Raw genomic sequence first — 17,048 nt, 5'->3', positions numbered from 1 at the left:
GTTACTTAATTAACGTCTTTATTGTCTTTAGAATAACCTCAGCCCGTTTATCCCAGTTGTAATAATTCTCAACCAGAGAACGGGCATGAGTGGTTTTTTCTTTAGCTCGTTGTGGGTTTTCTCTTAACTGTATTATCTGTTTTGCAAAACTCTGCGCATCGCCACTATCTGCAAAACTTACCGCTTTTTCATCTACAACATCACGAATTGAAGGAAAATCAGAGATCACCACGGGTTTTTCCATCGCCATATATTCAAATAACTTGAGTGGTGAAGTATAGCGGCTTCCAATACTGGTTAACGTAAGCGGGAGTACGCAGATATCATGCTGAGCAATCGCTTCAAAGCGTTTTTTGGGATCAACAAACCCCAAAAAATTGACCTTATCTTTTACGTCCATTTCTTGAGCTAATAAAGTTAATCCGCTAATCTGCTCCGATGTTCCCCCTGCGATATTTAACCGTGCGTTATCAAGATATTTCATTGCTCGCATCATGGTAGGAATACCTTTCCATTTATGCAAACTTCCTAAATAGAGCACTTCAGTAATAGATTGATTTAATTTAGCAGGCACTACCTGACTATCCGCCACTGCATGTAAATCTACACCATCAGGCACAATAATTATTGGTGTAACAACTTGATACTGCGAAACAATATCATCTCTTAATAATGAAGTAAGAACAAAAATACCCGTCGCTTGGCTATAAACTAACTTCTCCATTTTTAATAGCTTATGATATTTTGCACGATTCTTTTTTTTCTCAAATGAATGAGACTCAGCAAAAGATTGAGCAAAAATTTCATGGCTTTCAAAAAAGAGGGGAATTTCTGGATAATTTTCACAAAGATAACACGCTAGCTTTAAGTTACGGGTAAACAACGCATCTACATCATTTTGTTTTATCCAACGAGCAATTTGTAATGAGAAAAGTTTTTGTGAATTAAATGGAAAATACCATTTACGTCGAATATCTCTTAAGGAAACTAAGCTCGCATTAGTGTGAATTGAACGACCTAATATATCGCTATCTTGATATTGTCCTTTTGGCGTGACTAAAGTGACTTCTGCACCCGCTCGAGCAAATGCATCCACATTTTGCAAGATTTGCAAGGAAGCAACACGTAAGTCAGGAACTGGGTAAGGATCAAGATAGGCGATCTTCATTATTATGACGCCAATGCCTGTAATAAACGTTGCGCGGAATGTTGCCAAGTATAACGTGTTTCTATACGCAAACGCGCATTCTCACCCATCGCTTTTCCTCTATCAGGTAATTGGCGAAGATGATTAATCGCCATCACAATTTCATCTGCACTACCAGGAGCAACTAATAATCCCGCAGTGCCTTCATTACCGACAACTTCAGGGATCCCCCCTATATGGCTGGCAATCACTGGTTTTGCACACGCCATGGCTTCTGCAATCGTAATACCGAAGGCTTCATCTCCTGTACTTGGGAAAATACCTGCATCACTGGCTGCATAAAATTCAGGTAATTGATTATGCCCAACGGGTTGATGAAAAATGACTTGTTCTGCAATACCTTTCGCCACCGCTTTACTTTTCAATCGTTCTAAATCATCACCAGCACCGATAATCAAGAGCTTAACATCTTCACCTTTTAGTTTTTCAATCGCATCAATCGCCACACTTAAGCCTTTCCAACCCACTAATCGACCTGCAAATGAGAGTAAAAATGTAGACTGACTTATTCCTAATTGCTCACGTAATGAGGTACTCATTGGCTTAAATTTTGCAATATCCACGCCATTATAAATTACGCTCGGGAATTGCTTAAAATGGTGTTGAATTTGCCAAGCATTAAAATGACTACATGCAACCCATGCTGAGATTTTCTTACCTAACCGACGATCACCTTTAAAAAAGCTGGTGCCTCCACTCATATAACAAAAACGCGTTGAGGATGATTTAGACATCATAGAGGGCCAAAAAAAATCAAACGGTTTGGTTAAAATAATCCAATCAAAATGTTGGTTGATAACATCTTTTTTAGCGTGCCGCGCAAAAGTGTAACGCTCAACAATACGGCGAAAACGTCCACCGAGATCGATAACTTTATCCCGCGGTGTATAAGGATAAGTGTGTACCTGTATTTGGCGTCCTGCCAGATTGTGTCGAATATCGCCATTGCCACCATAAAGATGAACTTCATGCCCAGCATCATGCAGTTGCTTAGCAAGCTCCCAAACCGCGGTTTGGATCCCGCCATAAGACATGGTGATTGTGACATCAATTATACCGATCTTCATGGATTACTTTTTCACCTTCATTCCATTCATGATATTACGCACTGCATTCCACACTTCTTCAACTGATATTTCAGCCATATTGTCTTCACGGTGGGCATTTTCCAACGATGTTGGATGTTGGATAACCTGACAACAAGAATGTTGTAATGGTGCTAAATAACATCCTGGGTGATAGCTATGATATAGCGCCACCATTGGGATATCTAAAGCCCCTGCTAAATGTGTAGGCCCTGTATCTACCCCTACATAGAGCGATAAATTTGCCATAATCGCCGCATTTTGTCGCATTGAAACTCGACCCGCTAAGGCTAAACAATGCTCTTCACCGATCTTTTTAGCTAAATCAATGGATAATTGTTGGCTTTCCTGACTACCTAATAGCAAAAAGTACGTACTCGCGTCATGGGTAATAATCTGTTTTGCTAATTGCAGAAAATTTTCTACGGGCCAATCCCTATAGGCTTTAGCCGGAAAACTTTGCAGTTGAAAACCAACAATATTCTTATTAATTAATGCATTATCTTTTAAAAACTGTTGTGCAAAAGCCGTTTCTTCGTCATTGATAAAATAACGTAATTGCCAACAACTCGGATAAATCCCTAATGCATTAATTAATAAGGCTCGCTCTTTTTGTGCAACCATTGGCGAAGTGGGACGCGCAACCCAAGTCGTATTACCTTGCTGCTGAGAAATATCAGCAAAAGCAACGGTATGATGAGATTGACGACGAGCATAGTTCACCAATTCACTATCATTACCGTAAACCAAAGCCAAGTCATAAGGCTTATGGGGTAACCATCCAGACCAAACTGCTCTTTTTTTAGAAAAAGGCCTAATACAATCAATATCAGGATTATGCTCAAGAATGCATGCACTACGTTTATGTGCAAATACATGAATATGAGCATTGGGCCAGCGCTGCTTTAAAGCATGAAGAACAGGAGTGATAAGTAATGTATCACCAAAACGCGCTACCGCTATAACCAATATATTTTTTGGATCCATATGCTTTTTATTTGGTTTAAATGATACATTTACTTTTCAGACTATACACTAAAAAGTATTACAAATATTCATCAATGATGATGAATACACCAAGTTAATAATAGAGATAATCATTTCACGACTTTATTATCAACATTAATCATACTGATTTATTTTTATCGTTGATTGCCTGAATAAAGATCCTTTCCATCTTATCTAACATGTTATCTAAACTAAATCGTGAAATGGCATGTTCAAGCGCTGCTTTTCCCATCTGTTCACGCAATTCATCTGAACTCATTAATTTAGCTAAATGACGGGTTAATAATTCTTGTACTTGCGGTACTAATGTAAAACCGGTTTTACCATCAATAACGGCTTCACTAATCGCGCCCACCGTTGTAGAAACAACAGGTAAACCACAGGCCATCGCTTGCATAATGCCTTGCGGTACACCTTCATTACCAAAAGAAGGTAATGCAAATAGATCCATTGCATTTAAACAATCAGGCACATCATTACGATTACCAAGGAAGAAGATACTTTGTTCTAGTCCCGCCTCTTTCACCATCGGTTCTAAATTTTTACGTTGAGGTCCATCACCAACAAAAATTAATTGCCAATCAGGAAACTGCTGATGCAATGATTTCCATGCTTCTACTAAATATTTATGTCCTTTCCATACACGCATAGTTGCAACAATACCTAATGTCAGCTTATTCGGTATTCCAATTTTTTCTCTAGCGTGTTGTTTATCTTGAGGAAAAAAACGTTGTAAATCGATTCCTGTAGGCACCGATGTCATTTTTTCTAATGGAAATTTATTATGCTGATGGAGCGTCTGGCGTAATTTCTCACCTGTTGTCACAACATGGGCACTGGATGAAAGATAAAGCCATCGTGTTGGTAATGAACGTGAAACATCCGTAGAAACATGACGAGTTCGAACCACCACGGGTGATTGGCGTAATGTGGCACAAGAAGCAGCAACTAGCCATGCATCAGTTGAACTATGAGTATTGATAATATCAAATTGGTGATGATGTAATTTCAGCCATTGACGAAGTGCTTTTAATGATGAAAGACGTTTTTTTTCAATGGGCAATGTGAAAACTTCAATACCATAATCAGGTGCTGCTTTAGCAATTTTAGATGTGGGACAACACACCAATGCCACTCGGTGTCCTCTGCGGATCATACCTTGAGATTCCGTCAGTATACGAATTTCCTGACCACCCCATCCACAAGATGATTCTGTATGTAATATTGATAGTGCTGACTTACTCATCCGCAATCCATTCACCTGACGATTCAAAAGAGCCATAGTATAACTAAAGAGCAAACTAAGGTCACAATAGCTTTACTTTGTTATACTTAGCTGGCTCCAGATAACAAAAAACCCGACACGAAGGTCGGGTTTTTTAAGAAAACTAAAATTATTTAATTTTAGCTTCTTTATAAAGCACATGTTGACGAACAACTGGATCGAATTTTTTCATTTCCAGTTTTTCTGGCATAGTGCGTTTGTTCTTCGTAGTGGTATAGAAGTGACCTGTACCAGCAGAAGAAACGAGTTTAATTTTCTCGCGAATACCTTTAGCCATTTTTCAGCTCCTTAGAACTTCTCACCACGGGCACGTAAATCTGCTAATACAGATTCGATGCCTTTCTTATCAATCACACGCATACCTTTAGCAGATACACGCAGAGTTACGAAACGTTTCTCAGACTCAACCCAGAAACGGTGAGAGTGCAGGTTTGGCAGAAAACGGCGTTTAGTCGCGTTTAATGCGTGAGAGCGGTTGTTTCCACTCACAGGACGCTTGCCGGTAACTTGGCAGACTCGGGACATGTCTATTCTCCAAAAATCTAATCAGCTCGAGCTTTAATATCAGGTTTGACCGCCTCGTCAGGCTTTGGAGCCCATCTCAGCAACTTTTAACGATTGAAAAACTGTGTAAACACCTCAGAAAAAACTTGCTGAGATAGGCTCTTCTCGCCAAACCCAAGATCCTCAAAGGTGGCGTAGTATACGCCCAATGGCCTCAACGCTCAAGACCCGTACAAATAAAGATTGACAATAATTACAAAAATATTTGCTATAACCAACCTCGTTCTGCAAAAGAAACACAATCATCATGCCCTATCACAAGGTGATCGAGTACATTTACGCCCACTAATTGGCAAGCAAGAAAAATTTTTTCTGTTATTTCTTTATCTGCGAGACTCGGTTCGCAAACACCAGAAGGGTGATTATGAGCAAGAATAATAGATGTTGCATTCTTTTTTATTGATTGACGGACAATTTCTCTAGGATGAACCTCTACACGATTAATTGTTCCTTTAAACATCTCTTCAAATGCAATCAATTGATTTTGATTATCAAGAAAAAGTACCACAAACACTTCTCTGTCTCGCCAATGCAATAGTTTTTGTAAGTAATACTTTGTATCCTCTGAAGAAGATAAAACATTTTTATACATAAATTGTGTTGTGGAAAAACGCTGTGCCATTTCATTGATAGCTTGCAATTGAGTAAACTTTCCTACACCGACACCTTTAAAACGCCCCAATGTTTCATAATCAGCATTAATAACGTGATAAAGAGAACCACACTCTTTAAGTAGAAAAGCCGCCAATTCTAATACAGATTTTTCATAAGTACCGGTGCGCAAAAAGAGCGCCAATAACTCAATATCAGTGAGTGATTCCACGCCATAAAGTAACAATTTTTCTCTAGGTAACAGTTCACTAACCGATTGATTTTCCATCCGTGGACTCCTTAATACGTAAAGACAGTGGGATTAATGATCTATTTTATTTCTTCACATAAATATTAAAATTTAGGCGAAGTATCACTCATCATTAAATGCTAATCGCAAAACAACTGTTGTTTTATACAGTTAACTTACTATAAACTGCTAATCTTGTATAAAAAAGACACATATTAAATTTATGCGAGACAAATCGCATAAATTTAATCTATAAAACATGAAGTTACATAGAATTCCGAATTCACGATGACCTTGTGGTAAAATTATGGGCAATTATTTATGTACTTAGGCATTTCATCATGACTACACTTCACGACAAAAAGATCATTCTTGGTATCAGTGGTGGTATTGCGGCCTATAAAGCACCTGAACTTGTACGCCGTTTACGTGATAAAGGCGCGATTGTCCGTGTTGTAATGACACCCGCAGCACATGCTTTTGTCACACCATTATCATTACAAGCCGTTTCTGGCTTCCCTGTAGCAGATGACCTACTTGATCCTGCTGCAGAAGCCGCTATGGGGCATATTGAATTAGGCAAATGGGCTGATTTAATTCTACTTGCACCCGCTACCGCCGATCTTATTGCACGCTTACGAGTGGGGATGGCAAATGATTTACTTACCACACTCTGTTTAGCGAGTAGCGCACCGATCGCTATCGCGCCAGCAATGAATCAGCAAATGTACAGAGCCACAATTACACAAGAAAATTTATCAGCTTTAGAGCAGCGAGGCTGTTTAATTTGGGGGCCTGACTCTGGTAGCCAAGCTTGTGGTGATGTAGGACCAGGGCGAATGCTCGATCCTTTAGAGCTAGTCTCATTAGCAGAAAAACAACTTGCTTTACAACCACAAGATTTTGCAGGTAAAAAAATTACAATCACCGCAGGGCCTACTCGTGAAGCACTCGATCCGGTACGTTTTATCAGCAATCATAGCTCTGGAAAAATGGGCTTTGCAATTGCACACGCAGCCGCACTACGTGGAGCTGATGTCACGCTTATTGCTGGGCCTGTCACATTACCGACACCCGCTTGTGTTAAACGTATCGACGTTGAAAGTGCACAAGACATGTATGAACAAGTGATGTTAATCGCACCTTCACAAGATATTTTTATTGGTTGCGCTGCAGTTGCAGATTACCGCGCTAAACTTATCGCGGCTGAAAAAATAAAAAAACAAGGTGATGAAGTCACCATCACTATGGTAAAAAACCCCGACATTGTCGCGAGTGTCGGAAAGATGGTTGAACACCGTCCTTTTGTTGTTGGATTTGCAGCCGAAACCCAGAATGTGGAAGAATATGCCCGCAAAAAACGAGAACAAAAGCAGCTCGATTTAATCTGTGCCAATGATGTTTCAATAGAAAATCAGGGCTTTAACAGTGACAACAATGCATTACACCTTATTTGGGCTAATGGAGAAACGCGCTTACCACACAGTAGTAAAGCACAACTTAGCCATCGCCTACTTGACGAGATAGCCAAACATTATGATGAAAAAAATTGATGTTAAAATCCTTGATGCACGTATTGGTCAAGAATATCCACTTCCTGCTTATGCCACAACAGGCTCTGCTGGTTTAGATTTACGCGCTTGCCTTGATGCACCATTGGTTCTTGAACCAGGGCAAACCGAATTATTACCTACAGGTCTTGCTGTACATATTGCCGATGAAGGATTAGCAGCAATGGTGCTTCCTCGTTCAGGGTTAGGTCATAAACATGGTGTTGTATTGGGTAACTTAGTGGGACTGATTGATTCTGACTACCAAGGTCAACTCATGGTGTCAGTTTGGAATCGTGGTCAAACAGCGTTCACTATCGAACCGGGTGAGCGTATCGCTCAAATGATTATCGTACCTGTCGTTCAAGCTGAATTTAATATTGTTGAAGATTTTACCGCAACGGAACGTGGTAGCGGTGGCTTTGGTCACTCCGGCCGCCAATAATAAAGACGTCTTGCATTTAATTATATCAATGACGATATCACTCCCTTTGCACTAAAACCTTAGTGCAAAGGTTTACTGATTTGTTTTGCTTTTAGCAGGGGCCTTATCAGTCATGGCAGAAGAAAAAGAAACCAAAAAGAAAAGAAATAGACGGGATGAAATCTTACAGTCACTTGCCCAAATGTTGGAATCAAGTGATGGTAGTCAGCGCATCACAACGGCAAAGCTTGCCGCCAATGTTGGTGTATCTGAAGCTGCACTCTATCGACATTTCCCAAGTAAAACCAAAATGTTTGATAGCTTGATTGAGTTTATCGAAGACAGCTTAGTTTCTCGTATTAATTTGATTTTAAAAGACGAAAAAGAAACGATAGCCAGAATTCGCTTAATTCTTATCTTGATCCTTGGTTTTGCTGAGAAAAATCCAGGACTATCTCGTATTTTAACGGGCCATGCATTAATGTTTGAACAAGATAGATTGCAAGGGCGAATAAACCAACTTTATGAGCGCATTGAGGTTCAACTACGACAAGTTATTAAAGAGCGTAAGATCCGTGAAGGTAGTGCTTTCTTGCATGATGAAGCGTTACTTGCGTCACAATTACTCGCTTTTTGTGAAGGTATGCTAGCGCGCTTTGTTCGCACTGAATTTCGCTATCAGCCCACTCAAGAATTTGAAGCCCGATGGCCATTAATCTTGGCACAGTTACAATGAAATGATGGACTCGTGATTTAACTCAACAATTTGAAATTTACAGATATGCCGTTTTTTTCTTATTTGTGTTAACATGCGTCTTCTGACACATAGTTACCTATATGTATTTATCAGGAATGGCACTCGTGCAGTTCCTACATTGTGGCATTAGCAACTCGCTTTGCCCCTGCAGTAAAAGTCCTTTTTATATTTCAATATCTGTGATATTTATCACAGAAGCTTCATTGTACTACTCACCCCGCCCATAATTGGGCGAGGGCTTTTTTTATCTATAATCGACCAACTTGTTTATCGCTTATTAACTTTATTAATTCACGCCATAGCGCTCACGATAAGCTTTAACTGCAGGTAAATACTCAGACAAAGTTTCGCTCTCACTTAGGTAGCTAATTAAATCATCCAAAGTAATAATCGAATACACTTGGCATTGATAATCGCGTTTTAACTCTTGTATTGCAGAGAGTGCTTCTCGCCCTTTCTCTTGTCTATCCAAACTTAATAATACGGCAGAAAGCGTTGCATCATGCTGTTTGATGATTTCCATTGATTCACGAATTGCAGTACCTGCCGTAATAACATCATCGACAATCACAACATTACCTTTCAATGGGCTTCCGACTAACGTTCCTCCTTCACCATGATCTTTAGCCTCTTTACGATTAAAACAGTAAGGGATATCGATATCATGATGTTCAACTAATGCGACTGCCGTTGTAGTTGCAATAGGTATCCCTTTATAAGCGGGCCCAAACAACACATCACAAGACACATTATTATCTAATAATGTTTGCGCATAGAACTGCCCCAGTAAAGCCAAATCACGCCCTGTATTAAATAAACCGGCATTAAAAAAATAAGGACTCACCCTTCCTGATTTCAGTGTGAACTCACCAAATTTCAAGACATTTTTTGCTAATGCTAGTTCGATAAAGCGGCGTTGGTAGGCTTTCATTTCTTTCTCCTCTCTACGTTACTTGATGATAAATTTTAGGCATAAAAAAGGCGACTTTTCAGTCGCCTTAAAAATAAAATTTATTGCTTCAGCGCCTCTTTTTGCGCTTCAAATATTTTCTCTAATCCCCCTTTAGCAAGGGCGAGTAAAGCAAGTAATTCTTCATGGCTAAATGGCGCACCTTCTGCCGTACCTTGAACTTCAATCATACGGCCATCATCGATCATCACCACATTCATATCTGTTTCTGCGGCTGAATCTTCAACATATTCAAGATCGCATAATGGTTCACCATCAACAATTCCCACAGACACAGCAGCAACCATTGATTTAAGAGGGCTCTTTTTCAGTTTGCCTTCTTCAACCATTTTATTTAAAGCATCAACTAACGCGACGCAAGCACCGGAGATAGAGGCGGTACGTGTGCCACCATCTGCTTGAATAACATCACAATCGACGGTGATGGTAAATTCACCTAACGCTTTTAAATCAACCGCGGCACGTAATGAGCGAGCAATTAAACGCTGGATCTCCATAGTACGACCCGTTTGTTTACCGCGAGCCGCTTCACGAGCATTACGACTATTTGTTGCACGAGGAAGCATGCCGTATTCTGCGGTCACCCATCCTTGCCCTTGTCCTTTCAGAAAACGTGGTACACCGTCTTCTACAGTGGCATTACACAAGACTTTAGTATCACCAAATTCAACTAATACAGAACCTTCAGCATGTTTTGTATAGTGGCGAGTAATGGTAATAGGACGTACTTGGTTTGCTTGTCTGTCTGCTGGACGCATGGTGTTATCTCCGCTTTCTCTGACATATTGGGGGCGCATTATACGACCTAAAATGGCTTATGCCTATCCTTGTATTGATGCATAGGGTTATAATCGTATTATCTTTTACACTATTGAGACCCTATTATGATCCGTAGCATGACCGCTTTTGCTCGCCGAGACATTAAAAAAGACTGGGGTAGCGCTGCATGGGAACTGCGTTCCGTAAACCAACGCTACCTTGAAACTTATATTCGTTTGCCTGAGCAATTACGTAGTTTAGAACCTGTTATTCGTGAACGTCTACGTAATCGCTTAACACGCGGTAAAATTGAATGTAACTTACGCTTTGATCTTAATGCTCGCTTTCAAGGCGAACTTAATCTGGATGAAAACCTCGCCAAACAACTCATTGTTTCTGCCAACTGGGTAAAAAGCCACAGCCATGAAGGCACTATTAGCCCATTTGATATTTTACGTTGGCCAGGTGTTATTTCAGCACAAGAGCAAGATTTAGATGCCATTGGTACTGAGCTTTTAGCGGAATTAGATTTGGCAATTGATGCTTTTATTGCGAGCCGTGAAACCGAGGGGCAAGCACTTAAAGCACTAATTGAGCAGCGTTTAGATGCAGTTAGCGAAGAAGTCATTAAAGTAAGAGCACAAATGCCAGAAATTTTACAATGGCAACGTGAACGCTTAACCAGCAAATTAGAAGAAGCGCAAATTCAAATTGATAATAATCGTTTAGAACAAGAGTTAGTGATGCTAGCGCAGCGTTTAGATGTTGCTGAAGAGCTTGATAGATTAGAAGCTCACGTTAAAGAAACACGCAAAATTCTAGTGAAAAAGGAAGCGGTAGGCCGCCGTCTTGATTTTATGATGCAAGAATTTAACCGTGAATCCAATACGTTAGCCTCAAAATCAATTAATACAGAAGTCACCAATTCAGCCATTGAATTGAAAGTTTTAATTGAACAAATGCGTGAGCAGATCCAAAATATTGAATAAGATTTCTTAGCGGTTTACAGCCCATCATTAGGCCAGTAGATACATTGTATTTGCTGGCTTTTTTGTTATAACAATTTTCTAATTTTAGTGAGCTTCATTTTTTATAAATTGAAAATTGCACACCTGAAATGTTCAATTCAAATGTACAATTCAAATGTACATTAGATAATGTGAGAAAATATTATGCATACTTATACCTCCACTCAAGCTCGGGCTCATATTTCTGAAGTTTTAGACACCGCTTTTCATGATAAGATCTTAAAACAACTTCCTGGTGTTGCAGGAATGCCTGAGCCCAGAAGAGCTGAGGCACTTATTTACAGAGTACAAAATCGTACTCATGATGAAGGAATAACAGATATTTATGAGCTAGCTGCAACCTATTGGATCGCCATTTCTCGAGGCCATATTTTTAATGATGGTAATAAACGAACTGCATTTTTTGTCACTATGTTTTTTCTTTATCGCAATGGTATAAAAAATAATAGATGTTGATGATGTATTGGAAAATTTAACCGTTGATGCAGCCACAGGAGCTAAAAATAGCCAACAGTTGGCACAATACCTAAGAAAATTAAGTGATAAAAATTAAAACGATTTAATCACTCACCTAATGCCTTTCTAATAAACCCTCTATTTTGTGTAAGCATCTGTGTGGCTTGCTGTGCATCTACGTTTGCTAAGATCATCAAAATTGCCGTTTTACAGTGGCGATGACATTGTGATAACGCGTCTTCAGCGATAGCTCTTTCACACTCTGTTGCTTGCATTACAATACGAATTTGACGTTCAACAAGTTTAGCGTTGGTTGCTTCAACATCCACCATTAAATTACCAAAAACTTTGCCGATTTTTATCATCGCCCCTGTTGTGATCATATTTAAAATAAGCTTTTGTGCTGTACCCGCTTTCATACGTGATGATCCGGTTATCACTTCTGCACCCACAACTGGTGTAATAGCAATATCAGCAAGTCTGGCAATCGGGCTTTCAGGATTACAACTTATCGCCCCTGTTGTTGCACCTAATGATTTAGCGTAATTCAATGCACCAATCACATAAGGCGTTCTGCCACTTGCTGCAATACCCACTAAAACATCTTGCTTATTAAAATTAAGTTGTCGTAAATCCTCTTCACCTAATTGCGCATTATCTTCAGCATTTTCAACAGCTTGTAAAATAGCTTTATGCCCACCCGCAATTAAACCAATCACCATTTCATGAGGTGTGCCATAAGTTGGCGGACATTCACTGGCATCTAAAATCCCTAATCGTCCCGAGGTGCCTGCTCCGCAATAAATAAGACGACCACCTTGAGAAAAAGCAATTGCAACCTTATCAATTAATTGAGCAATTTCAGGTAACACTTTCTCGACGGCTAATGGCACTTTTTTATCTTCATTATTAATGACTTTTAGCATGCCTAATGTTGAAAGTGTGTCTATATTTTCACTGTTATGATTTCTACTTTCAGTGACAAGATTGCTAAGGTCAATCGCCATTATCGCTCTCCCAATATTGTTATTTATTTGATTAACTCGAAGAAATAAACTGCTTTTATACCATTATTATTGGTAAGATTTTCAAAATCATTACAAACGGTACTCTACATGACATTTATGAAATATATTTCAACCTTTACCACCCTACTTACTCTTGTTTGCTCGTTTTCTTTGCAGGCAAATTTTGAAGAACAAGACAAAAGAAAATTTGAAGATACTCGCAAAGAAGCACTCAATCACAATGCACAAGCTCAATATCAGTTGGCCGAAATGTATTTAATGGGAACGGGTGTAGAAAAAAACTTACTTAATGCACAATTGTGGGCTAATGAGTCCATAAAAAACGACTATGCAGATGCCTATGCATTACTTGCTGATCTCTATTTATTTAATGCTGATCCTTATTTTAAAAACCATTATGTTGAAGCGAGAAAATTAGCAACAATCGCTGCAAATAAAGGAAGTATAAGAGGAAAAATAAGTCTAGCAACAACACTAATATCACCTTTATCTGGTGAAACAGATTACAAAAAAGCCATTGTATTACTAGAAGAAGCCGCTACAACTCATCAACCCGAACCCGAATCCGAATTTGTCTATGCGCCAATTTGGTTAGGTGTGCTTTATAGCGGTGTTGGTAATGTGCCTGCAGATACTGAAAAAGCCAATATGTGGTTTACGAAAGCAAACGAAATGACTTTTGAAGGCTTTGCTCAAGCAATGGCTTCATTTATGTTTTCTGGTCAATATCATATTATTGAACCCAATAAGCAAAAAGCTGACGAATTAATGAAACAAGCGTGTGAAGAAGCCAAAAAAGTTGGCAATGAGTTTTATTGCCAACACGAGTTTAATTAACCTAAATTAAATCAAATAAATAACCCTAACTCAGAAAAGAGCTGGTAAATCTTACCATCTCTTTTATACCCTATATGTTCTACCTAACGTTCTTTTACAGCGCCATACGGTATTCAATCACACCCGGTTTTTCTGCCACCCAGTTATATAAGCGTTGTCCTCGTAAATTAGTTTCCTGCGTATGCCAATATAGACGGGCACAATTACGCTGTTTTGCTTGTTGATTAACAAATTCAATAAGTTGCTTACCGAAATGGCGACCACGCGTATCTAGTGAAACAAATAAATCTTCTAAATAACAAAAATCACTTTCAGCCCATGTTGAGCGATGAAAAAGATAATGAACAAAACCCAATACCTTTTCACCTTCCATTGCGACGGCACAATAAACCGGCTCTTTTTCATCAAAAAAACGCGCCCATGTTGTTAATGTGGTCTCTTCTGATAACTCGACTTTATAAAATGCTTGATAACTTAACCAATATGGCAACCATTGAGCATAATGCTCTTGTTCAACAAACTGAATTGAAACAGTTATTGGTGTTGTGCTCATCTCTTCACTTCCTTCAACTTTCATCAATGCGATAAAAAAGTATCGCCTGCCTTTAATCGTGGTCATGGTACGTTTAATTTTGGTTCCCAATAAGGTACACTTTTTGTGTTTTTATAGGATCCACTTTATGAAACAGAAAAAAACAGCTTATTTTCCTAACCTTGTTTTAGAAGAAGGGCCTATTGGCTCTCAGGTTTATCATGCGATTAGAAAAGCGATTTTAGATGGGCGCTTAACATCAGGTAGCCGTCTACCATCAAGCCGCACATTAGCTGAAATGATGTCGATTTCTCGTAACTCTGTTATTGCAGGATTTGAACGTTTAATTGATGAAGGCTATTTATTTACCCGGCGCGGTGCTGGTACTTTTGTTGCAAGCACAATCCCTGATGCGATTATTTCAGATCAGTGGATCAAAACAATCCACTCTACTTCTTCAACACACATCAAAAACCCATTAGAAACGCTAAATCCCAATATGCAAAAAGCCCACGCTTTTTGGCAACAGTCACAACCCAATATCAATAGCAGTCCTACATTTCATGTTGGCGTTGGCTGTGTCGATCTTTTTCCTCATGAACTTTGGGGAAGATTATTAGGGCGGGTTTGGCGGCAATCAAAAAAAGCACTCGCAACATTTAATTCGCCAACAGGCTACACGCCATTAAAAGAGATGATATGCCAATATGTTCAATCAACTCGTGGGCTTTTTTGTCAGCCTGAACAAATCATTATTGTAAATGGTACGCAGCAAGCGATAAATCTCACCACTAGAGTTCTATTACAAGAGGGAGATACTGTTTGGCTAGATGATCCTGGTTATGACAGTGCTCGGGGGATCTTCACTTCTTATGGTATAAAACCACATCCAATAAGTTCAGATATTGATGGAATGGATATTTCTCGAGGAATAGCGCAGTGTCCAGAAGCAAAACTTGTTTTTACAACTCCTTCTCATCAATTTCCCTTAGGCAATACACTCTCACTTTCACGTCGTATTGCGTTATTAGAGTGGGCATCATCCAATAATGTGTGGATCTTCGAAGATGACTACAATAGTGAATTTCGTTATCACTCTAAACCGATTCAATCTCTACAAGGTTTAGATAAATACCAGCGGGTTATTTATGCTGGTACATTCTCAAAAATGATGTATCCCGGATTTCGTTTAGGCTTTTTAGTGGTTCCTTTACCTTTAGTTGATACATTTAAAGCTGCTAAATATTACACCGATTCGCATTCAGGTTTTCTAGAACAAGCAACATTAGCGTTATTTATGTCTCAAGGGCATTACGCCCGCCATGTAAGAAGAATAAGAAAAGCCTGCTATGAACGTTATCAAGTGTTAACTAATGCGATAAAAACACATTTATCTCATGTCTTCTGTGTTGAACCAACAGACTCTGGCATCCATATTGTCTGCTGGCTACATGCTGGTTATACAGAAGAATATATTGTGAAAAAATCACGAGAAATTGGATTAGCTATACAGCCTTTATCACGTTACTGCATTCAAACCTACCCAAAACAAGGCGTATTATTAGGATATGCTGCTCATAATCCTCTTGAAATTGAAAAGAGTGTTATTTTACTTGCTCAAACATTATCTAAATAAATAGCATTGATTCTTAATTGTTATTTACAATATAAACGTCGAGCAAGCTTTGCATTTACCCTATATTATTTTTAGGCGTGCAATAATAAACCCAAGCAGGGGGAACATTCCGCATAACTAATTTCTTTTCTAAATGAAAATAACGAGATAACGTTTTTTCATATCGAGTGGTATATTGAAATAACACAAAACAACCTTGTGTTTTTAATAACTCTTTATGTACCCGTTTTAAAATTCTTAAACCTGTTTTCTTTGGTATCGATAAAAAAGGTAACCCTGAAATAATCATATTATAATGGCTATTTAATTTCTCCGCCGATGCTGTATAAACTCTTAATCGATGATCATTAATTTTATCTAATTCTGTTGCAAAACTAGGTTCTATTTCAAAAACATCTAATGAGGAATTCACCGACATTCTTTTTAAGATCTGTTGAGTAATAACACCCGTGCCAGCACCTAATTCAGCAACTTGAATGTCCTGTTGCCAATTGAGTTTATCCAGCATTTCATAACATAACCAACGAGATGAAGGCGCGATAGTACCCATCGTGGTTGGTGAAATCACAAACCGTTTTAAATACGAGTAGTACGTAGATAATGGAATGACTGTGGATATATCCATTTCGCCTCCTAACACCACTTAATAAGCGGTAAAATAAAATTCAAATAAAATGAAGAACCTTCATCATTATTTTTATTTATGAAAATACATCATCTATTAAACAGTAGCGTTTAGTATAAAGCTTGGAGTGACCTCTAAGTAAATACGTTTTTCTTATATATTACACTATTTTACATTTTTCTATTTTTACTCTATTTTCTTAAATATGAATATATTTTTATTTATCCTAAAAAAGAAAATAAGATATAGCAGAATATTCTTACACTTTTATGGTAAATTTATTTTCTTTTTTAACAACTCATTGATATTTGTTCGTTCTGTGGCTTTCTTTTGTTAACTCTACGCAGACTATAAGAAACACTTCTAATTCTTTGGTAAATAATCAATAAATTAACTTGCACCTATCTCTATATTTTGTCAGGTTAGTGTGAGGTCTCTCACTATTCCTACAGACAA

The 17,048-nt window shown here is 38.6% G+C and carries 18 protein-coding genes and 1 pseudogene; 7 read left to right on the top strand and 12 right to left on the bottom strand.

All coding sequences use genetic code 11. The features are described 5' to 3' along the window. Window position 1 precedes the first annotated feature (1 nt). The 7 genes from GWI59_RS07380 to radC form a co-directional block, all read right to left on the bottom strand. Window positions 2-1,171, bottom strand: coding sequence for a glycosyltransferase family 4 protein (locus GWI59_RS07380; RefSeq protein WP_115065720.1), 1,170 nt, complete (start codon window positions 1,169-1,171; stop codon window positions 2-4). Beyond that, window positions 1,171-2,274 (bottom strand): glycosyltransferase family 4 protein, encoded by a 1,104-nt coding sequence (locus tag GWI59_RS07375; protein WP_115064986.1) that lies wholly within the window; start codon window positions 2,272-2,274, stop codon window positions 1,171-1,173. Before GWI59_RS07375 ends, GWI59_RS07380 begins: the two co-directional genes overlap by 1 nt. Before the next feature lie 3 nt (window positions 2,275-2,277). After that, window positions 2,278-3,279, bottom strand: coding sequence for a glycosyltransferase family 9 protein (locus GWI59_RS07370; protein ID WP_006534246.1), 1,002 nt, complete (start codon window positions 3,277-3,279; stop codon window positions 2,278-2,280). A gap of 139 nt (window positions 3,280-3,418) precedes the next feature. Then, a complete protein-coding gene (locus GWI59_RS07365; RefSeq protein ID WP_161706964.1) occupies window positions 3,419-4,546 on the bottom strand; it encodes a glycosyltransferase family 4 protein in 1,128 nt (375 codons plus the stop codon). A gap of 148 nt (window positions 4,547-4,694) precedes the next feature. Continuing rightward, window positions 4,695-4,862 carry a 50S ribosomal protein L33 gene (gene rpmG, locus GWI59_RS07360; RefSeq protein WP_006534250.1) on the bottom strand — a complete coding sequence of 56 codons (168 nt, stop codon included), beginning with the start codon at window positions 4,860-4,862 and terminating at the stop codon, window positions 4,695-4,697. An 11-nt stretch (window positions 4,863-4,873) separates the two neighbouring features. Further along, window positions 4,874-5,110 (bottom strand): 50S ribosomal protein L28, encoded by a 237-nt coding sequence (rpmB, locus tag GWI59_RS07355; RefSeq protein ID WP_036914542.1) that lies wholly within the window; start codon window positions 5,108-5,110, stop codon window positions 4,874-4,876. A 247-nt stretch (window positions 5,111-5,357) separates the two neighbouring features. Next, window positions 5,358-6,029 (bottom strand): RadC family protein, encoded by a 672-nt coding sequence (gene radC, locus GWI59_RS07350; RefSeq protein WP_109406973.1) that lies wholly within the window; start codon window positions 6,027-6,029, stop codon window positions 5,358-5,360. Between the two features lie 302 nt (window positions 6,030-6,331). Between radC and coaBC the strand changes: the two genes are divergently transcribed. The 3 genes from coaBC (at window position 6,332) to slmA (ending at window position 8,700) form a co-directional block, all read left to right on the top strand. Continuing rightward, window positions 6,332-7,543 (top strand): bifunctional phosphopantothenoylcysteine decarboxylase/phosphopantothenate--cysteine ligase CoaBC, encoded by a 1,212-nt coding sequence (gene coaBC, locus GWI59_RS07345; protein ID WP_072064698.1) that lies wholly within the window; start codon window positions 6,332-6,334, stop codon window positions 7,541-7,543. Continuing rightward, window positions 7,527-7,985 (top strand): dUTP diphosphatase, encoded by a 459-nt coding sequence (gene dut / locus GWI59_RS07340; RefSeq protein WP_006534255.1) that lies wholly within the window; start codon window positions 7,527-7,529, stop codon window positions 7,983-7,985. Before coaBC ends, dut begins: the two co-directional genes overlap by 17 nt. A gap of 112 nt (window positions 7,986-8,097) precedes the next feature. Then, window positions 8,098-8,700 (top strand): nucleoid occlusion factor SlmA, encoded by a 603-nt coding sequence (slmA, locus tag GWI59_RS07335; protein WP_072064699.1) that lies wholly within the window; start codon window positions 8,098-8,100, stop codon window positions 8,698-8,700. Between the two features lie 307 nt (window positions 8,701-9,007). Here the strand turns inward: slmA and pyrE are convergent, their stop codons facing one another. Beyond that, entirely contained in the window at window positions 9,008-9,652 is a 645-nt protein-coding gene (gene pyrE, locus GWI59_RS07330; protein WP_072064700.1) for an orotate phosphoribosyltransferase, read from the bottom strand. Window positions 9,653-9,732: 80 nt separating this feature from the next. Further along, on the bottom strand, window positions 9,733-10,449 hold the full coding sequence (gene rph / locus GWI59_RS07325; RefSeq protein WP_072064701.1) for a ribonuclease PH: 717 nt from the start codon (window positions 10,447-10,449) through the stop codon (window positions 9,733-9,735). Window positions 10,450-10,575: 126 nt separating this feature from the next. On the opposite strand from rph, the gene GWI59_RS07320 reads away from it, so the two are divergent. Together GWI59_RS07320 and GWI59_RS07315 are read left to right on the top strand one after the other, a co-directional pair. Next, on the top strand, window positions 10,576-11,439 hold the full coding sequence (locus GWI59_RS07320) for a YicC/YloC family endoribonuclease (RefSeq protein ID WP_072064702.1): 864 nt from the start codon (window positions 10,576-10,578) through the stop codon (window positions 11,437-11,439). Window positions 11,440-11,622: 183 nt separating this feature from the next. Then, window positions 11,623-12,031 (top strand): annotated as a pseudogene (locus GWI59_RS07315) (type II toxin-antitoxin system death-on-curing family toxin). A 10-nt stretch (window positions 12,032-12,041) separates the two neighbouring features. Here the strand turns inward: GWI59_RS07315 and murQ are convergent. Next, complete coding sequence (gene murQ, locus GWI59_RS07310; RefSeq protein ID WP_161670753.1) at window positions 12,042-12,941, bottom strand: N-acetylmuramic acid 6-phosphate etherase; 900 nt, start codon at window positions 12,939-12,941, stop codon at window positions 12,042-12,044. A gap of 108 nt (window positions 12,942-13,049) precedes the next feature. Here murQ and GWI59_RS07305 point away from each other — a divergent pair, with 108 nt between their 5' ends. Beyond that, window positions 13,050-13,799 carry a tetratricopeptide repeat protein gene (locus tag GWI59_RS07305; protein ID WP_115064984.1) on the top strand — a complete coding sequence of 250 codons (750 nt, stop codon included), beginning with the start codon at window positions 13,050-13,052 and terminating at the stop codon, window positions 13,797-13,799. 94 nt (window positions 13,800-13,893) lie between these two features. Here GWI59_RS07305 and GWI59_RS07300 read toward each other — a convergent pair whose 3' ends face one another. Continuing rightward, window positions 13,894-14,352, bottom strand: a complete 459-nt coding sequence (locus GWI59_RS07300) for a GNAT family N-acetyltransferase (RefSeq protein WP_161724402.1) — start codon at window positions 14,350-14,352, stop codon at window positions 13,894-13,896. A 127-nt stretch (window positions 14,353-14,479) separates the two neighbouring features. Between GWI59_RS07300 and pdxR the strand changes: the two genes are divergently transcribed. Beyond that, entirely contained in the window at window positions 14,480-15,967 is a 1,488-nt protein-coding gene (pdxR, locus tag GWI59_RS07295; protein WP_161706364.1) for a MocR-like pyridoxine biosynthesis transcription factor PdxR, read from the top strand. Window positions 15,968-16,022: 55 nt separating this feature from the next. Here pdxR and GWI59_RS07290 read toward each other — a convergent pair whose 3' ends face one another. Continuing rightward, on the bottom strand, window positions 16,023-16,592 hold the full coding sequence (locus GWI59_RS07290) for a class I SAM-dependent methyltransferase (protein ID WP_072064709.1): 570 nt from the start codon (window positions 16,590-16,592) through the stop codon (window positions 16,023-16,025). Between the last annotated feature and the right edge of the window lie 456 nt (window positions 16,593-17,048).

The organism is Proteus sp. G2673 (genome assembly GCF_009915125.1).
Classification (GTDB): Bacteria; Pseudomonadota; Gammaproteobacteria; order Enterobacterales; family Enterobacteriaceae; genus Proteus; species Proteus penneri.
This window is presented reverse-complemented; position numbering and strand designations above follow the sequence as displayed.

Coding starts and splice junctions, on each gene's coding strand:
- GWI59_RS07375 (WP_115064986.1), bottom strand. CDS start 2,274: ATGAAGATCGGTATAATTGATGTCACAATCACCATGTCTTATGGCGGG.
- GWI59_RS07370 (WP_006534246.1), bottom strand. CDS start 3,279: ATGGATCCAAAAAATATATTGGTTATAGCGGTAGCGCGTTTTGGTGAT.
- GWI59_RS07365 (WP_161706964.1), bottom strand. CDS start 4,546: ATGAGTAAGTCAGCACTATCAATATTACATACAGAATCATCTTGTGGA.
- rpmG (WP_006534250.1), bottom strand. CDS start 4,862: ATGGCTAAAGGTATTCGCGAGAAAATTAAACTCGTTTCTTCTGCTGGT.
- rpmB (WP_036914542.1), bottom strand. CDS start 5,110: ATGTCCCGAGTCTGCCAAGTTACCGGCAAGCGTCCTGTGAGTGGAAAC.
- radC (WP_109406973.1), bottom strand. CDS start 6,029: ATGGAAAATCAATCGGTTAGTGAACTGTTACCTAGAGAAAAATTGTTA.
- coaBC (WP_072064698.1), top strand. CDS start 6,332: ATGACTACACTTCACGACAAAAAGATCATTCTTGGTATCAGTGGTGGT.
- dut (WP_006534255.1), top strand. CDS start 7,527: ATGATGAAAAAAATTGATGTTAAAATCCTTGATGCACGTATTGGTCAA.
- slmA (WP_072064699.1), top strand. CDS start 8,098: ATGGCAGAAGAAAAAGAAACCAAAAAGAAAAGAAATAGACGGGATGAA.
- pyrE (WP_072064700.1), bottom strand. CDS start 9,652: ATGAAAGCCTACCAACGCCGCTTTATCGAACTAGCATTAGCAAAAAAT.
- rph (WP_072064701.1), bottom strand. CDS start 10,449: ATGCGTCCAGCAGACAGACAAGCAAACCAAGTACGTCCTATTACCATT.
- GWI59_RS07320 (WP_072064702.1), top strand. CDS start 10,576: ATGATCCGTAGCATGACCGCTTTTGCTCGCCGAGACATTAAAAAAGAC.
- murQ (WP_161670753.1), bottom strand. CDS start 12,941: ATGGCGATTGACCTTAGCAATCTTGTCACTGAAAGTAGAAATCATAAC.
- GWI59_RS07305 (WP_115064984.1), top strand. CDS start 13,050: ATGACATTTATGAAATATATTTCAACCTTTACCACCCTACTTACTCTT.
- GWI59_RS07300 (WP_161724402.1), bottom strand. CDS start 14,352: ATGAGCACAACACCAATAACTGTTTCAATTCAGTTTGTTGAACAAGAG.
- pdxR (WP_161706364.1), top strand. CDS start 14,480: ATGAAACAGAAAAAAACAGCTTATTTTCCTAACCTTGTTTTAGAAGAA.
- GWI59_RS07290 (WP_072064709.1), bottom strand. CDS start 16,592: ATGGATATATCCACAGTCATTCCATTATCTACGTACTACTCGTATTTA.